We start from the raw sequence: 15,326 nt of genomic DNA on the forward strand, positions 1-15,326 counted from the left end.
ACATGGTCGAAAACGCACGGGCGGCCGAAGAGTACGGCGCCGATTCCATCAAGGTTCTCAAAGGCCTGGAAGCGGTCCGCAAACGCCCCGGCATGTATATCGGCGATACCGACGACGGCTCGGGCCTGCATCACATGGTCTATGAGGTGGTCGATAACGGCATCGACGAGGCGCTTGCGGGCCATGCCGACGCCGTCACCGTCAAAATCCACGCCGATTCCAGCGTCTCGGTCAGCGATAACGGTCGGGGCATTCCGGTCGGCATCCACGAGGAAGAGGGCGTCTCGGCGGCCGAGGTCATCATGACCCAGCTGCATGCCGGGGGCAAATTCGACCAGAACTCGTACAAGGTCTCGGGCGGCCTGCATGGCGTGGGCGTTTCGGTGGTGAACGCGCTGTCGGACTGGCTGGAACTGCGGATCTGGCGCGAGGGGCATGAACATGTCGCCCGGTTCGAACATGGCGACACCGCCGAGCATCTGCGCGTCGTCGGCCCGTCCGAAGGCCGCAGCGGGACCGAGGTCCGCTTCATGGCCTCGACCGAGACCTTCTCCAATCTCGAGTATTCCTTCAAGACGCTCGAGAACCGGCTGCGCGAACTGGCCTTCCTCAATTCCGGCGTGCGCATCGTGCTCGAGGACGAGCGCGGGGCCGAGCCCCAGCGCGTCGAGCTGTGCTACGAGGGCGGCGTCCGCGAATTCGTCCGCTACATCGACAAGCTGAAAACGCCGGTGATGGCCGAACCGATCTTCATGACCGGCGAACGCGACGGGATCGGCGTCGAGGTCGCGATGTGGTGGAATGACGGCTATCACGAGACCGTCCTGCCCTTCACCAACAACATCCCCCAGCGCGACGGCGGCACCCATATGGCGGGGTTCCGCGGGGCGCTGACCCGGACCATCAACGCCTATGCCATGTCGAGCGGCATCGCCAAGCGCGAGAAGGTCAACTTTACCGGCGACGATGCCCGCGAGGGGCTGACCTGCGTCCTGTCGGTGAAGGTGCCCGACCCGAAATTCTCCAGCCAGACCAAGGACAAGCTTGTCAGCTCCGAGGTGCGACCCGCGGTCGAGAGCCTGGTGAACGAAAAGCTCGCCGAATGGTTCGAGGAACATCCGCAGGAGGCCCGCAGCATCGTCGGCAAGATCGTCGAGGCGGCACTGGCCCGCGAGGCGGCGCGCAAGGCCCGCGAGCTGACCCGGCGCAAGACGGCGATGGATGTGGCCTCGCTTCCGGGCAAGCTGGCCGATTGCCAGGAACGCGATCCCTCCAAGTCCGAAATCTTCCTCGTCGAGGGTGACAGCGCCGGCGGCTCGGCCAAGCAGGGCCGGGCCCGGGCCAATCAGGCGGTGCTGCCGCTCCGGGGCAAGATCCTCAACGTGGAACGCGCCCGCTTCGACCGGATGCTGTCGAGCCAGGAGATCGGCACGCTGATCACAGCGCTGGGGACCGGCATCGGGCGGGACGAGTTCGACATCTCGAAGCTGCGCTACCACAAGATCGTCATCATGACCGACGCCGATGTCGACGGCGCGCATATCCGGACCTTGCTGCTGACCTTCTTCTTCCGGCAGATGCCCGAGGTGATCGAGGGCGGCTTCCTCTACATCGCGCAGCCGCCGCTTTACAAGGTGGCCCGCGGCAAGTCCGAGGTCTACCTGAAGGACCAGCCCGCGCTTGAGGATTACCTTGTCGAGATGGGCATCGACGGCGCCGTGCTGCGGCTTGGCGATGGCGAGGAAATCGTCGCCAAGGATCTCGCCCGGGTGATCGACGAGGCGCGGCAGATGCGCCGCGTCCTGCAGGCCTTCCCGACCCATTACCCCGCCCATATCCTCGAACAGGCCGCCATTGCCGGGGCATTCCGGCCCGGCCAGATCGACGCCGACCTGCAGGGCACCGCCGATGCGGTGGCGCAGCGGCTCGACCTGATCGCGCTCGAATACGAACGCGGCTGGCTCGGCCGCCCGACCCAGGACAAGGGCATGCGCTTCTCGCGCGTCGTGCGCGGCGTCGAGGAGGTGCGGGTGCTCGACGGCCAGGTTCTGCGCTCGGCCGAGGCGGCCAGGCTCGGCACCTTCACCGCCAAGCTTCAGGAGATTTACCAGCACCCGGCCAGACTGATCCGCAAGGATCGCGACCAGCCGATCCACGCGCCCTCCGAACTTTTGCAGGCGATCCTGACCGAGGGCGAGAAGGGCCTGTCGCTTCAGCGCTACAAGGGGCTGGGCGAGATGAACCCCGAGCAGCTCTGGGAAACAACGCTCGACCCCGAGGCGCGGACGCTTCTGCAGGTGCGGGTCGAGGATGTGGCCGAGGCCGACAACATCTTCACCAAGCTGATGGGCGACGTGGTCGAGCCGCGGCGCGAGTTCATCCAGCAGAACGCCCTGAGCGTGGCCAATCTCGACTTCTGACACGGTGCGGGATCGCGTGCGACAAGGCGCGATCCCCATGACTTTGCGCGCCTTGCCTTGAGCTTGCCTATCGCGAGATCATATCTCGCCGTTCGATACCCCGAAGCTCAGGCCATGCCAGACCTGCAAGTCGCAGCGTCGCCAGCCGCCTCTTACAGCGGCCGAAGCAGGGCGCGCCCAGCGAGGGTGACGACGCCCCGCCGGGAAAAGATCAGGCCGCGGGCATGGCGGCGGCCCCGGGCGCCGAGCCCGACAGCGCCTCCATCTGATGATTGGCCCAGAACCGGACGTCGTGGCGATGGACGACGTCGCGAAGCGCGGCCATGCGGTCGCGCCGTTCGGCCTTGGGCATCTCCAGCGCCTGGGCGATGGCACTGTCCATCGAGCGGTGCGAAAACGGGTTGGTCAGCAGCGCCGCGCCCATCTCGACCGCCGCGCCCGCGAATTCCGACAGGACCAGCACCCCGTCGCCATCGACCCGGGCAGCACAGAATTCCTTGCAGACGAGGTTCATCCCGTCGGCCAGCGGCGTGATCCAGGCCACATCGGCGGCCCTGTAATAGGCGACCAGATCCTCGAACGGGATCGCCCGCGAGATCAGCACGATCGGCTGCCAGTCGAGACTGCCGAAACGGCCGTTGATGCGCCCGGCCATCTGTTCCAGATCGTTCTGGATATTCTCGTAGACCGTCATGTTGCGATTGGCGGGCACCGAGACATGCATCAGCCGGACCTGGCCACAGAGGTCGGGCTGTGCCTCCAGCAGCCGTTCATAGCTGAGCAACTGGTCGATCCCGCCCTTGGTGTAATCGGTCCGCCCGACGGACAGCAGAAGCTTGGCGCCGCCCATCTCGGCGCGGATCTCCTCGGCACGTTCGGCGGTTTCGTCGCGCCGGGCAACCGCGTCGATATAATCGGCATCGACCCCCACCGGAGAGGCCTGCACCGTGATCCGGCGGTCTTCGTATTCCAGCTCTGTCGGCACGCTGCGCTCCGACAGCGCGGTCACTTCCGCCGCGAATTCGGGCTCGACCTTCTGGCGCCCCGTCACCTCGACATCGAGCAGACTGCGCGCGGCCGAGACGAAATTCGAGACATAGCGCGGAATGTGAAACCCAACCACGTCGCAGGCCAGCAGGCTTTGCAGGATCTCCTTGCGCCAGGGCAGGACGTTGAACATGTCGGCCGAGGGGAAGGGCGTGTGGTGAAAGAAGCTGATCTTCACATCGGGGCGCAGCTTGCGCAGATAGCCCGGCACCAACCACAGGTTGTAGTCATGGATCCAGACCACGGCGCCCGGGGCGGCCTCGGCGGCGGCGGCCTCGGCGAAGATCCAGTTCACCTCGCGGAAGGTCGGCCAGTCGACGGGGTCGTAATTGTAGCGTTCCTTGAAGGAATGCAGGATCGGCCAGAACGCCTCCTTCGAGGTGACGTGGTAGAAACTGCTGACCTGTTCGGCGGTCAGCGGCAGCCGCGAGACCGTATACTGGCCGAAGGCATCGTCGACCTCGATCACTCGCTCGAAATCCGGATTGGCCGGGTCCTCGGCCTGTTTCCAGGCGATCCAGGCGCCCTTGTCGAAGCGACCGAAGAAGCTTTTCAGGGTCGGCACGATGCCGTTCGGGCTCTTGTTCTCGCGCAGGACGATCTTTCCGTCTTCCTCCACCTCCTCGTAGGGCTGGCGGTGATAGACGATGACAAGATCCGAGGGCATGGGTCAGGCTCCTGTAGGTACGGTGTGAAGATCGAAAGCGGCGATGGCCTCCATGATACCCGCGGCGCCATGCGCCCGGGCGATGTGCAGATGGTCGAGATCGCGGACCCGCTCGACCAGAGCGGGCTCGGAATTGCCGACGGCGACGGCGTTCAGGCCGCATTCCAGCATCGACAAATCGTTCAGCGTGTCGCCCGCAGCCAGCACCCGGCCTTCGGGGATGGCCAGATGCGCGACCAGCCGGCGCAGGGACGGTCCCTTCGAGACGCCCTTGGGCAGCACGTCGAAATAGCAATCGGCCGAGATCAGCCAGTCGAGCCCCATCGCCTCGACCTTCGCCTCGGCCGAGGGGTCGTAGGTCTCGGCGTCCATGTCAAAGCTGACGCGGTAGCGGAACTCGGTGGGTTGCAGTGTCAGCCCGGGATGGCCGTCAAGCGCCGCCCGCACCCGCGCGCCGCTGTCGCCCCAGCGCCGCGAGATATCCTCTTCCAGCGCCGGGATCGGCCGGATCGCCTCGCCGGGATGGACCTCGGCAATCGAGGTGCCGACATCGCCGACCACGTATTCGGGCCAGGGCAGGCCCCGTTCGGCGCACATCTCCATGATGAAATCCGGGTCGCGCCCGGTGACGAAGATCAGCCCCACGCTGGCGCGGTTGGCCTCGATCCAGTCGTAAAGGCGCCGCCGCTCGGCCTCGGTGCCGCCCAGGAAGGTGCCGTCCAGATCGGTCGCCAGCACGAAGCGGCGGTCCGACAACGGCGGGTGGGGGGCGGTGGCAACATTCATGAGGAACCTCCGAAAGGCAGGGGAACGGTCGGGGCGGGATGGTCCAGCGACAGCGTGAGGGCACGCGGCTCGGCCTCGATCGGCCGGGTCCAGAGATCCGAGAAGCTGCGCTCGAGATCGGCGCCCTCATGCAGGACCGCATTGACGGTCTCGCAGATCGGCATCGGCACTTCGATCCGGCGGGCCAGGTCGATGACCGAGCGGGCATTGACCTCGCCCTCGACCACGACCGGACGTCCGCCGAAACAATCGGCGCGCGCGATGCCCTGGCCGAGCTGGGTGCCCAGGGCCATGTTGCGCGAGGTGGTCGAGGAACAGGTCAGCGTCAGATCGCCCGCGCCCGAAAGCCCGGTCACGGTCTCGCGCTGCCCACCCAGCGACTCGGCCAGCACTTTCATCTCGTCGACGCCCCGGGCGATCAGGGCGGCGCGTGTATTCTCGGCAAAGCCCGCCCCCGACATCATCCCGCAGGCGATGGCGATCACGTTCTTGACCGCGCCGCCGACCTCGACGCCGACCAGATCGTCCGAGACATAGGGCCGGAAGCCATGCCCCCCGACCGACATCGCCATCCGCGCCGCGGGGCTGTCATGGGGCGCCAGCCGGTCGGCATAGGCGAAGGGAAAGGCGACGGTCGCCGCGGTCGGATGGCCGAGCGCGGTCTCGCGCGCGAAGGTCGGCCCCGAGATCGCGCCGATCGGATGGCCCGGCAGTTCCTGGGCCGCGACTTCGGACAGCAGCAGCCCCGAGCCGAGCTCGATCCCCTTGGCACAGAGCGCGATGGGAATGCCCGCGGGCATATGCGGCGCGGCGGCGCGACACATCTCGCGCAAGGTGGCCGAAGGCGTGACGATCAATACGGCCTCGGCCCCCTCCAGCGCCTCGGTCAGAGAGGCGGTAGCGCTCAGCGTATCGCCAAGCTCGATGCCGGGAAGGTATTGCGAATTCCGCCCGGTGGCGGCGATCTCCCGGGCCAGCGCCGGACGACGCGCCCAGAGCCGGACATTGCGGCCATTGCGAACCAGAACCCTGGCCAGCGCCGTCCCCCAGGATCCTGCGCCAAGCACGGCGACCGTGTCGAAGGGCGCGGACTGCCGGTCCGGGGCTGCGATGTCTTTCATGTCGGTTCGTATCTCCTTGCCCGCAATCTGAGGCCGCAAACCGGGACGCTGCGGCGGCGACGCGCCGCGAAACGGCTGGCCCCGGCGCCGCCAGACCCGAACGGCCAAGGCGACCGGTCCGGCGGGCTCGCCCGACAAACCTATAGGGATACTTCGTCAGATCAAGTATCTGCCGCGATGCAAAGCCAAAGCCGGCTCGAAACCGGCCTCCCGCTCGCAGATCCGCACATGAAATATGCTAACAGCGTGTTTCTTGTGCATTTTGGCATCTTCACCAGCCTTTTCGATCCATCATTCGACCGACAGGGCGCCGTCATTCCCGCCTGAACAGCCTGCCAGCTTTCGGGGAAAGCCGTACCGGGACGACGAAACCAACCCGACGCGGGCCTGCGACCCCGGATTTTCCGAAATTTAATTTGCCACACGAACAATATCGATGACAAAACAGCTGCGCGCAGCCTGCATTTCAGCCCGAGACGACCCGGACCGCCGAGACCACAAGCGGCGCCAGGCAGACATTCAGCAGCCCCACCAGGACCATCACCAGCCCCGCCACCGAGCCTTCGGCCCGGCCGATCTGATGAGCGCGGGCGGTGCCCGCCCCATGCGCGGCGACACCCAGCAGCGCGCCCCGCGCCAGCGCCGAGCGCACCGGCAGCCAGGCCAGCACCAGATCGCCCAGCGCCGCGCCCAGAACCCCGGTCACCACCACGAAAACCGCCGTCAGGTCGGGCAGCCCGCCGATATCGGCCGACACTTCCATCGCGAAGGGCGTGCTGATCGAGCGCGGCAAAAGGCTCAGCTGCAGGCTCCGGTCAAGCCCGAACAGGCCGGCCAGACCCCAGCTCACCGCGATCGCCGTCGCGCTTCCCGTCACCATCCCGATCAGCAGAACCGGCCAATACCGTCGGATCATGGCGCGCTGTTCATAGATCGGCACGGCAAAGGCCACGGTCGCCGGGCCCAGCATCAGCATCAGCCAGCCCGCGCCGCGGATATAATCGCGATAGGTTTCATGCAGCGCCAGCACCGTGATCGTCAGCAGCGCGGGCGCCAGCGCCAGCGGCATCAGCCACCAGCGCGGCCAGCGCCGGTAGACCCGCTTGGCCAGAAGATAGAAGCCGACAGTCAGCAGCGACCAGCCGAAAACCGGCCAGAAGGGCTCAGTCCAGTGCAGAAGGCTGTCCATCGCCCCCGATCCTCCAGCGGCAGCAAAGCTCGACCGTCAGCGCTGTCACCGCCATGACCGCCAGCGTCCCCAACACGATGATCAGCAGGATCTGAAGCCCCAGCAGCCCGAGGAACTCGCGGTGGTTCAGCACCGCCAGAACCGCCGGCACGAAAAACAGCAGCATCTCGGCCAGAAACCAGTTCGCGCCCCGCCGAAGCGTGCCCGCGCGCAAAAGCCCCGACCCAAGCAGCGCCAAGGCCGCGGCCATCCCGACCAGCCCGCCCGGAAGCGACAGCCCGCTCAGCCGTACCGCCGCCTCTCCGGCCAGCCAGAAGCCGACCAGAATTCCGATCTGCACCGTCAGGCTCCGCCTCACGGCAACACGAAGCCGTCTCGCAAGAAGGCGCGTCGTCACGATAAATCCTCCAGGGGGTTTGCCAGCGGGTCATCTCCGCTACTGCTTCATGTGGGCAAGCCGGGGCATTCTTCAAATGACTTGTTTGAATGCCATTCAGTCGATAATTGAATAGCGATGGAATTCAGGACACTCAGGGTCTTTGTCGAGGTGGTCCGTGCCGGGGGATTCTCGGCCGCGGCCGGGCGCGTGCATGCCACCCAGTCGACGATCAGCAAGGCGGTGCGCCAGCTCGAGGACGAGATCGGCATGCCGCTTCTGATCCGTGGCCCGGCGGGGATCGCCCTCACCGCGGCGGGCGAGATCGTGTTCCAGCGCGCCCAGACCCTGCTGGCCGGCCGCGAGACGCTGAAGACCGAATTGCAGGAGCTGGCCGGGCTGAAACGGGGGCTGTTGCGGATCGGGCTGCCGCCGATCGGGTCGAGCGAGCTTTTCGCGCCGGTCTTCACGCTTTACAGGCAGCGTTATCCCGGCGTCGACATCAAGCTGGTGGAACATGGCAGCGACCGGCTGGAAGAGCTGCTCCGGGCCAGCGAGATCGACCTCGCCGCCTCGCTGCTGCCGGTCTCGGAGGAATTCGACTGGCTGGCGATGCGTCGCGATCCGCTGGTCGCGCTGATGGCGACCGACGCGCCGCTGGCGCAGGTGCCGGGGCCGCTCACCCTGGCCGACCTTCGCACCATGCCGTTCATCCTGTTCGACAGCGGTTTCGCGCTCAACCGGATCATCCGCGCCGCCTGCGCCCGGCATGGCTTCGAGCCCGAGGTCACGGCCCGGTCAAGCCAGATCGACTTCATCATCCGGCTGGCCGCGGCGGGGCTGGGCGTGGCCTTCCTGCCCCGGCTGATCGCCCGGGCGCGGGTGCATGTGCCGGTCGCGCAGATGCCGCTGGACGAACCCGAAACCGACTGGGCGATGGCCACGCTCTGGCGACGCGGCGCCTACCTGCCCCAGGCCGCCCGCGCCTGGCTGGACATCGCCGCGGGCGATCCCGCCCAGACCGCCACCGACCGGGGGCCGGACTAGGCCGAGACCGGAAATCTCTTCCGGGCAGTGGCGACCGGATGGGCCGACGGTCCTCCGCCAGTGGCCTCCCCTGCCTCACGAGAAAACGTCTTACACTTGGCTTTAAGAAGGTCAGGCCCGAACTTCGCTCCTCCGCGTCGCGCCAAGTCAAGAAGCAGAAGCAAGCTCCGCAAGTCTCGACCTCGGTCGCCCGGATCGGCGCGACAGATGTCGCTGTGCCCCAGGACGTCACCACGCTCGCGCAGATTAATGCCGCCGCCGCGTATCAGGCGCAGGCAACCGGCCGCTCCGACAAGGTCAGGGACAACATCCACCGCAGCGGCGCCCCCGCCTTGGCTATCTCAGCCGCCGCAGCACCGCCATGCTTGCATAACCGTCGGGGATCATCCCGACCGCGCTCTGATAAGCCCGCAGCGCCGAGACCGTGTTCGGACCGATCCGGCCGTCGACGCCCCCGGTATCGAACCCGGCACGGGTCAGGCGCTCCTGCAGCTCCTTGCGCTCGGCCGAGGCCAGCGCCCGGTCGTCGCGCGGCCAGGAGCCCCGGATCGGGCCGCCGCCCTTCAGCCGGTCGGCCAGATGCCCGACCCCGATCACATAGGCATCGGCCGGGTTGTAGCGCTCGATCACGCGGAAATTGTCGAAGATCATGAAGGCCGCGCCACGCGCGCCCGCGGGCTGCAGGATCGCCGCGCGGCCGTAATCGCGGACCGCCCGGCCATTCATGTCGCGCACCCCGAGACGTGCCCAGTCCGAGGGCATCCGCTTGACCGAGCGGTCGGCCAGACGGTGATCGAAGCCCCGCGGCAGCTGCACCTCGACGCCCCAGGGCTGCCCCCTGGTCCAGCCGAAATGCGCCAGATAGGCGGCGGTCGAGGCCAGCGCATCGGTCGGATCCTCCGACCAGATGTCGCGCCGTCCGTCACCCGTGAAATCGACCGCATGTTCGAGATAGGAGGTCGGCATGAACTGGGTATGGCCCATCGCCCCGGCCCAGCTTCCGGTCATGTGCCGGGCATCGGTATCGCCCGACTGGATGATCTTCAGCGCCGCCACCAGCTGGGCCTCGAAGAACGAGGCGCGGCGCCCATCATAGGCCAGCGTCGCCAGCGACGAGATGATCGGCGCCGAGCCGCGATAGCTGCCATAGGAGGTCTCCATGCCCCAGATCGCGGCGACGATCTCCTTGTCGACGCCGTAGCGCGCCTCGATCCGTTCCAGCACCGCACCATATCGCGTCAGCGCCGCGCGGCCGTCCCGGACCCGGGCCTCGGAGACCGCATTGTCGAGATAGTCCCAGATCGGCGTGACGAATTCCGACTGGTTGCGGTCGCGCCGGATCACGTCGGCCTGGAAGCGCGCGCCCTCGAAGGCCCGGTCGAAGACGCCCGGCGCGATGCCCTGCGTAAGCGCCCGGCCGCGAAAGCCCGCGATCCAGCCCGGAAAGCCCCGCGCCTCGTCGGCGACGGTATCGGGCGCGCCCGCCCGGGCCAGCGCGGCGACAACGGCGGACCGGATCTCGGGTCGGGGGCTCTGGCGCATTTCCAGCGTGTCCGGACGGGGCAAGGGGCGCGGCACGCGCTCCAGCATCGCGTCTGCGGGTCCGCCCAGGCCGAGGGCAGCCCCAAGGGCAACCCCGAGGCCAGGGGCCAAGGATCTGTATCGGGTCATCTGCTCGCACCTTTTGTCAGGCTTTGAGTCAGTGTAGCGCAGGTCCGCGCAACCGCAAAGCGGGGTTTCGGCGGCCGTTTCCGTCCCGCCGATCGCAGGTGCCGGTCAGCGCCGGGTCCGCTTGACCTTGCGCTTGACCTTGTCCGATTTCGCCTTGGCCCGCACCACCTTGCGCCGCACCGGCTTGCCCCGGCCGCGCGCGGCCCCGCGCGGCAGCGCCCGATCCTCGATCGACAGCAGCTCGAAGGTCAGCCCGCCGGTCACCGGCACCGCCTCGGCCAGCCGCACCGTCACCCGCTGGCCGATGCCGATCACCAGCCCGCTATTGGACCCCATCAGGGTCTGGGCATCGCGGTCGTGGTGGAAATATTCGTTGCCAAGCTCGCGGATCGGAATGAGCCCGTCGGCCCCGGTCTCGTCAAGCGAGACGAAGACGCCGAACCGCGCGATGCCCGAGATCCGGCCGCCGAATTCATTGCCCACCCGATCCGACAGATAGGCGGCAAGGTAGCGGTCGGTGGTGTCGCGCTCGGCCGCCATCGAGCGGCGCTCGGTCTCGCTGATATGCTTGGCGGTGGCCTCGAGCTCGTCGACATCCTCGGGGCTGAGCCCGTCCCTGCCCCAGCCATGGGCCGAGATCAGCGCCCGGTGCACGATCAGGTCGGCATAGCGCCGGATCGGCGAGGTGAAATGGGCATAGGATTTCAGCGCCAGACCGAAATGGCCGAAATTCTCGGGGAAGTAATAGGCCTGGGTCATCGAGCGCAGGGTCGAGAGGTTGATAAGTTCTGAAAACTCGGTCCCCATCGCCTGATCGAGCAGGTCGTTCAGCTGGCGCGTATGCAGCACCTGCCCCTTGGCCAGCGTGAAGCCCGAGGCGCCCGCCACCTCGCGCAGCGCGTCAAGCTTTTCGGGGCTCGGCTCTTCATGGACCCGGAACAGCAGCGGGCGTTGCAGCCGAGACAGCTCCTCGGCGGCGGCGACATTGGCCAGCACCATGAATTCCTCGATCAGCCGGTGCGCATCCAGCCGGTCGCGGAACTTGACCGAGGCCACCTTGCCCTCGTCGGACAGCTCGATCCGGCGCTCGGGCAGGTCGAGATCGAGCGGCTGGCGCGCCTCGCGGGCGCGGATCAGCGCGCGATAGGCGGCGTAAAGCGGGTGGATCACCTCGTCGAGCAGCGGCGCGGTGCGGTCCGAGGGCTTGCCCTCCTCGGCCGCCTGCACCTCCTCATAGGCGAAGGCCCCGGCCGATTGCATCAGCCCGCGGGTGAAGCGGTGCGACAGCTTGTGGCCCGAGGCGTCGATCTTCATCCGGACCGCCATGCAGGCGCGCGGCACGCCCTCGTGCAACGAACACAGATCGCCCGAAAGCCGGTCGGGCAGCATCGGCACGACGCGGTCGGGAAAATAGGAGGAATTGCCCCGCCGCCGCGCCTCGCGGTCGAGCCGCGAGCCCGGGGTCACGTAATGGGCCACATCGGCGATCGCGACCCAGAGGATATGGCCGCCCGGGTTGGCCGGGTCGTCATCGGGCATTGCCAGCACCGCATCGTCGTGGTCGCGCGCATCCGCGGGGTCGATGGTGACCAGCGGCATCGCACGCAGATCCTCGCGCGTGCCCAGCCCGGCGGGCTTGGCGCGGTCAGCCTCGGCGATCACCTCGTCGGGGAAGTCGTCGGGAATGCCATGCTGATGGATGGCGATCAGGCTGACCGCCCTCGGCGCGGTCGGATCGCCCAGCCGCTCGACGATGCGGGCCTTCGGCAGGCCCATCCGGCCGCGCGGCCCCGCCAGTTCGGCCTCGACCAGCTCGCCGTCCCTGGCGCCATGGGTGAGGCTGGCCGCCACCGTCCATTCCCTGTCGGCGCCCTTGTCGATGGGCACGAGCCGGCCGCCTTCGGTGGCCTTGCGGAAAATGCCCAGGATGCGTTTCGGGTTCGAGCCGATCTTGCGGATCAGCCGCGCCTCGTATTGGTGATCCTCGGCCCGGACCTCCTGCAGCTTGGCCAGGATCCGGTCGCCCTCGCCCAGCGCCGCGTCGCTTTGCCGGGGCAGGTACAGCACCCTGGGCACCGCGCCCTCGCCATGCCATTCGAGCGGGCGGGCAAAAAGATCGCCATCGGCATTGGGCGCGAGGACCTGCAGCACCGTGACCGGGGGCAGCCTTTCGGGATCGCGATAGCTGCGCTTGCGCTTTTCGAGATGGCCCTCGTCCTCGAGTTCTTTCAGCAGGCGCTTGAGGTCGATGCGGTCGGCGCCCTTCAGCCCGAACGCCTTGGCGATGTCGCGCTTGGAGGTCTGGCCGGGATGGGCGGCGATCCAGTCGAGGATCTCGGTCTTGGCGGGGATGCGGGTCATGGCCGAGACCTATCACGCAGCCCTTTCGCCGTCAGCCCGAAAGCGCGGCCGCCCGCACCGAAACGGTTCAGCCGAAATAGCCCCCGAGGATGCGCGCATAGATCCGCTTGAGCTCTTCGATCTGGACGGTTTCGACCCGCTCGTCGACCTGATGCATGGTCTTGCCCACCAGCCCGAATTCGACGACCGGGCAAAGATCCTTGACGAAGCGCGCATCCGAGGTGCCGCCCGAGGTCGAGAATTCGGGCCGCCGGCCGGTCTCGGCCTCGACCGCATCGGCCACCAGCGTCGACAGCGGCCCCGGGGGCGTGACGAAGCTTTCGCCCGACACCTTGATCTCGATCCCGATCTCGATGCCGGTTTCCTCGGTCACCCGGGCGGCCTCGGCGGCCAGCCAGTCGGCGAGGCTGTCCGAGCTGTGCGCCTCGTTGAAGCGGATATTGACGGTGGCGCGGCACTGGCCCGGAATGACATTGGTCGCCGGATTGCCGGTATCGAAGGTGGTCACGGCCAGGGTCGAAGGGTCGAAATGCCGGGTGCCCTGATCGAGGCTGTAGGCGTCGAGCCGCTGCACCAGCCGCGCCAGCGCCGGGACCGGGTTCTGCGCGCGCTGCGGATAGGCGGCATGGCCCTGCACCCCTCGCGCAGTGAAATAGGCCGTCATCGAGCCGCGGCGGCCGATCTTCATCATGTCGCCCATGGTCTCGCGGCAGGTCGGCTCGCCGACGAGGCAGCAGGCCATGTGTTCGCCCTCGGTCTGCATCCAGTCGAGCAGCGCGATGGTGCCGTCGGTGGCGTCGCCCTCCTCGTCGCCGGTCAGCGCCAGCACGACGGCACCGTCGGGGGGCGTGTCGGTCACGAGGTCGATGGCGGCGGCGACGAAGGCCGCGACACCGGATTTCATGTCGGTCGCCCCCCGGCCCCAGAGCTGGCCGTCGCGGATCTCGGCGCCGAACGGGTCGGCTGTCCAGGCGGCGGTATCGCCCGCCGGCACGACATCGGTATGACCGTTGAAACCGAAGGTCTTCTCGTGGCCCTTCGCGCCCCAGCGGGCGAAGAGGTTCGCGGTGCCGTTCCGGTCGACCCGGCGGCAATCGAACCCGGCGGCCGCCAGCCGCTCGGCGAGAAGCACCAGCGCGCCGCCTTCGGTGGGGGTGACCGAACGGCAGCGGATCAGCTCGGCGGTGAGGGCGACGGGATCGGTGGGCTGGGTCATCGGCGGCTCCGGCTTTCGGTTCCCCGAGCGATACCCTTGCGACAGCCATGCTGCAAGGCGGCATGGGGTAGAGAGGACAGGGCCGGGGGCGCTGCCCCGGACCCCCCGGGGTATTTCGGCCAAGAAGAAGCGGGAAGAGCCCTTGTGCCATGCGGGGGGGACGAGCTCCGTTCCGGCCCCCTGATCATACCGGATTGCCAACAGACCGGAGGGAGGCGGTCGCGATCAGGCGGTTCCGGTGCCTTCGCCGAAGAAGGGCTCCATCTGGGCCACGATCACCGCGTTCTCGGCAAGCGCACGGGCCATCAGCGCCTCTTCCTCGGGGCCGATCTCATGGCCCTGGTCGCGGCGCTCGGCCAGGGTGCCGTAGCCGGTCACATCGAGCGGCGCGAGGCCTGCCTGTTTCAGCACGGCCACGGTCTCGCGCACGGCTTCGGGCTCGTCGATGCCCGAGGCGTAGCACATCAGCCCCGCCCCGGTCGCGCCCTCGGGCAGGCCGTCATCGGGTTTGCGCCCGACCTCGACCAGCAGGGTGTAGACCTGCTGGCGGCGGCTGGGTTTCTCAGTCACGCAGAAGCTCGTTGATGCCGGTCTTGGACCGGGTTTGCGCGTCGACGCGTTTCACGATCACCGCGCAATAGAGGCTGACGCCGCCCTTCGAGGGCATCGAGCCCGCCACCACCACCGAATAGGGCGGCACCTCGCCATACATGACCTCGCCGGTCTCGCGGTCGACGATCTTGGTCGACTTGCCGATGAAGACGCCCATGCCGAGGACCGAGCCCTCGCGCACGATGCAGCCCTCGACCACCTCGGAGCGGGCGCCGATGAAGCAGTTATCCTCGATGATGGTCGGGCCGGCCTGCATCGGTTCGAGCACGCCGCCGATGCCGACGCCGCCCGAGAGATGCACGCCCTTGCCGATCTGGGCGCAGGACCCGACCGTGGCCCAGGTATCGACCATCGTGCCCTCGTCGACATAGGCGCCGAGATTGACGAAGGAGGGCATCAAGACCACGCCCGGCGCGATATAGGCCGATTTGCGCACCACGCAGTTCGGCACCGCGCGAAAGCCTGCGGCGCGCCAGTCGGTCTGGCCCCAGCCCTTGAACTTGCTGTCGACCTTGTCCCACCAGCCGCCGTCCTGGGGACCGCCCTCGTGACACTCCATGTCCTTGATCCGGAAGCCCAGAAGCACCGCCTTCTTGGCCCATTGATTGACATGCCAGTCGCCGCCATCGCGCTTTTCGGCGACGCGCAGCGCGCCCTTGTCCAGCGCCTCCAGCGTGGCCTCGATGGCGTCGCGGGTCTCGCCCCGGGTGGCGGGCGTGATCGTGTCGCGAGCCTCCCAGGCGGCCTCGATGGCCGTTTCGAGCTGGGCGTTGGACATGGGCGTAACCTCCCGTCAAAAGGTTTCTGGTCTCT

Annotated in this window: 12 protein-coding genes; 2 read left to right on the forward strand and 10 right to left on the reverse strand. The window is 67.7% G+C overall.

Going from position 1 to position 15,326, the window contains the following annotated elements; genetic code table 11:
* Positions 1 to 2 precede the first annotated feature (2 nt).
* Positions 3 to 2,420, forward strand: coding sequence for a DNA topoisomerase (ATP-hydrolyzing) subunit B (gene gyrB, locus A6W98_RS01675; protein WP_042457070.1), 2,418 nt, complete (start codon positions 3 to 5; stop codon positions 2,418 to 2,420).
* A gap of 211 nt (positions 2,421 to 2,631) precedes the next feature.
* On the opposite strand, the gene ggpS is transcribed toward gyrB, so the two are convergent.
* From ggpS to A6W98_RS01700, 5 genes are all read right to left on the reverse strand, one after another.
* Positions 2,632 to 4,134, reverse strand: a complete 1,503-nt coding sequence (gene ggpS / locus A6W98_RS01680; RefSeq protein WP_063491298.1) for a glucosylglycerol-phosphate synthase — start codon at positions 4,132 to 4,134, stop codon at positions 2,632 to 2,634.
* Between the two features lie 3 nt (positions 4,135 to 4,137).
* A complete protein-coding gene (locus tag A6W98_RS01685) occupies positions 4,138 to 4,920 on the reverse strand; it encodes an HAD-IIB family hydrolase (protein WP_042457076.1) in 783 nt (260 codons plus the stop codon).
* Positions 4,917 to 6,041, reverse strand: a complete 1,125-nt coding sequence (locus A6W98_RS01690; RefSeq protein WP_081251726.1) for an NAD(P)H-dependent glycerol-3-phosphate dehydrogenase — start codon at positions 6,039 to 6,041, stop codon at positions 4,917 to 4,919. The genes A6W98_RS01685 and A6W98_RS01690 overlap by 4 nt, the downstream gene beginning before the upstream one ends.
* A gap of 466 nt (positions 6,042 to 6,507) precedes the next feature.
* Positions 6,508 to 7,230 (reverse strand): LrgB family protein, encoded by a 723-nt coding sequence (locus A6W98_RS01695; protein ID WP_042457079.1) that lies wholly within the window; start codon positions 7,228 to 7,230, stop codon positions 6,508 to 6,510.
* Positions 7,205 to 7,570, reverse strand: a complete 366-nt coding sequence (locus A6W98_RS01700) for a CidA/LrgA family protein (protein ID WP_196760232.1) — start codon at positions 7,568 to 7,570, stop codon at positions 7,205 to 7,207. The genes A6W98_RS01695 and A6W98_RS01700 overlap by 26 nt, the downstream gene beginning before the upstream one ends.
* Positions 7,571 to 7,744: 174 nt before the next feature.
* Here A6W98_RS01700 and A6W98_RS01705 point away from each other — a divergent pair, with 174 nt between their 5' ends.
* Complete coding sequence (locus tag A6W98_RS01705) at positions 7,745 to 8,653, forward strand: LysR family transcriptional regulator (RefSeq protein ID WP_042457083.1); 909 nt, start codon at positions 7,745 to 7,747, stop codon at positions 8,651 to 8,653.
* A 336-nt stretch (positions 8,654 to 8,989) separates the two neighbouring features.
* Here A6W98_RS01705 and A6W98_RS01710 read toward each other — a convergent pair whose 3' ends face one another.
* The 5 genes from A6W98_RS01710 to dapD form a co-directional block, all read right to left on the reverse strand.
* Entirely contained in the window at positions 8,990 to 10,324 is a 1,335-nt protein-coding gene (locus A6W98_RS01710; RefSeq protein WP_042457086.1) for a lytic murein transglycosylase, read from the reverse strand.
* A 105-nt stretch (positions 10,325 to 10,429) separates the two neighbouring features.
* On the reverse strand, positions 10,430 to 12,685 hold the full coding sequence (gene rnr, locus A6W98_RS01715) for a ribonuclease R (RefSeq protein WP_042457088.1): 2,256 nt from the start codon (positions 12,683 to 12,685) through the stop codon (positions 10,430 to 10,432).
* A gap of 67 nt (positions 12,686 to 12,752) precedes the next feature.
* Entirely contained in the window at positions 12,753 to 13,901 is a 1,149-nt protein-coding gene (dapE, locus tag A6W98_RS01720) for a succinyl-diaminopimelate desuccinylase (protein ID WP_042457090.1), read from the reverse strand.
* A gap of 225 nt (positions 13,902 to 14,126) precedes the next feature.
* Positions 14,127 to 14,471: a hypothetical protein gene (locus tag A6W98_RS01725; RefSeq protein ID WP_042457091.1), complete on the reverse strand. Its 345-nt coding sequence runs from the start codon at positions 14,469 to 14,471 to the stop codon at positions 14,127 to 14,129.
* Positions 14,464 to 15,291 carry a 2,3,4,5-tetrahydropyridine-2,6-dicarboxylate N-succinyltransferase gene (gene dapD, locus A6W98_RS01730; protein ID WP_042457093.1) on the reverse strand — a complete coding sequence of 276 codons (828 nt, stop codon included), beginning with the start codon at positions 15,289 to 15,291 and terminating at the stop codon, positions 14,464 to 14,466. The genes A6W98_RS01725 and dapD overlap by 8 nt, the downstream gene beginning before the upstream one ends.
* Positions 15,292 to 15,326: the final 35 nt, after the last annotated feature.

Origin of the sequence: Rhodovulum sulfidophilum DSM 1374 (assembly GCF_001633165.1) — a bacterium.
GTDB lineage: Bacteria > Pseudomonadota > Alphaproteobacteria > Rhodobacterales > Rhodobacteraceae > Rhodovulum > Rhodovulum sulfidophilum.

Excerpts from the sequence above, each read along its gene's own strand:
- gyrB (WP_042457070.1), top strand. The coding sequence starts at position 3 with ATGGTCGAAAACGCACGGGCGGCCGAAGAGTACGGCGCCGATTCCATC.
- ggpS (WP_063491298.1), bottom strand. The coding sequence starts at position 4,134 with ATGCCCTCGGATCTTGTCATCGTCTATCACCGCCAGCCCTACGAGGAG.
- A6W98_RS01685 (WP_042457076.1), bottom strand. The coding sequence starts at position 4,920 with ATGAATGTTGCCACCGCCCCCCACCCGCCGTTGTCGGACCGCCGCTTC.
- A6W98_RS01690 (WP_081251726.1), bottom strand. The coding sequence starts at position 6,041 with ATGAAAGACATCGCAGCCCCGGACCGGCAGTCCGCGCCCTTCGACACG.
- A6W98_RS01695 (WP_042457079.1), bottom strand. The coding sequence starts at position 7,230 with ATGGACAGCCTTCTGCACTGGACTGAGCCCTTCTGGCCGGTTTTCGGC.
- A6W98_RS01705 (WP_042457083.1), top strand. The coding sequence starts at position 7,745 with ATGGAATTCAGGACACTCAGGGTCTTTGTCGAGGTGGTCCGTGCCGGG.
- A6W98_RS01710 (WP_042457086.1), bottom strand. The coding sequence starts at position 10,324 with ATGACCCGATACAGATCCTTGGCCCCTGGCCTCGGGGTTGCCCTTGGG.
- rnr (WP_042457088.1), bottom strand. The coding sequence starts at position 12,685 with ATGACCCGCATCCCCGCCAAGACCGAGATCCTCGACTGGATCGCCGCC.
- dapE (WP_042457090.1), bottom strand. The coding sequence starts at position 13,901 with ATGACCCAGCCCACCGATCCCGTCGCCCTCACCGCCGAGCTGATCCGC.
- dapD (WP_042457093.1), bottom strand. The coding sequence starts at position 15,291 with ATGTCCAACGCCCAGCTCGAAACGGCCATCGAGGCCGCCTGGGAGGCT.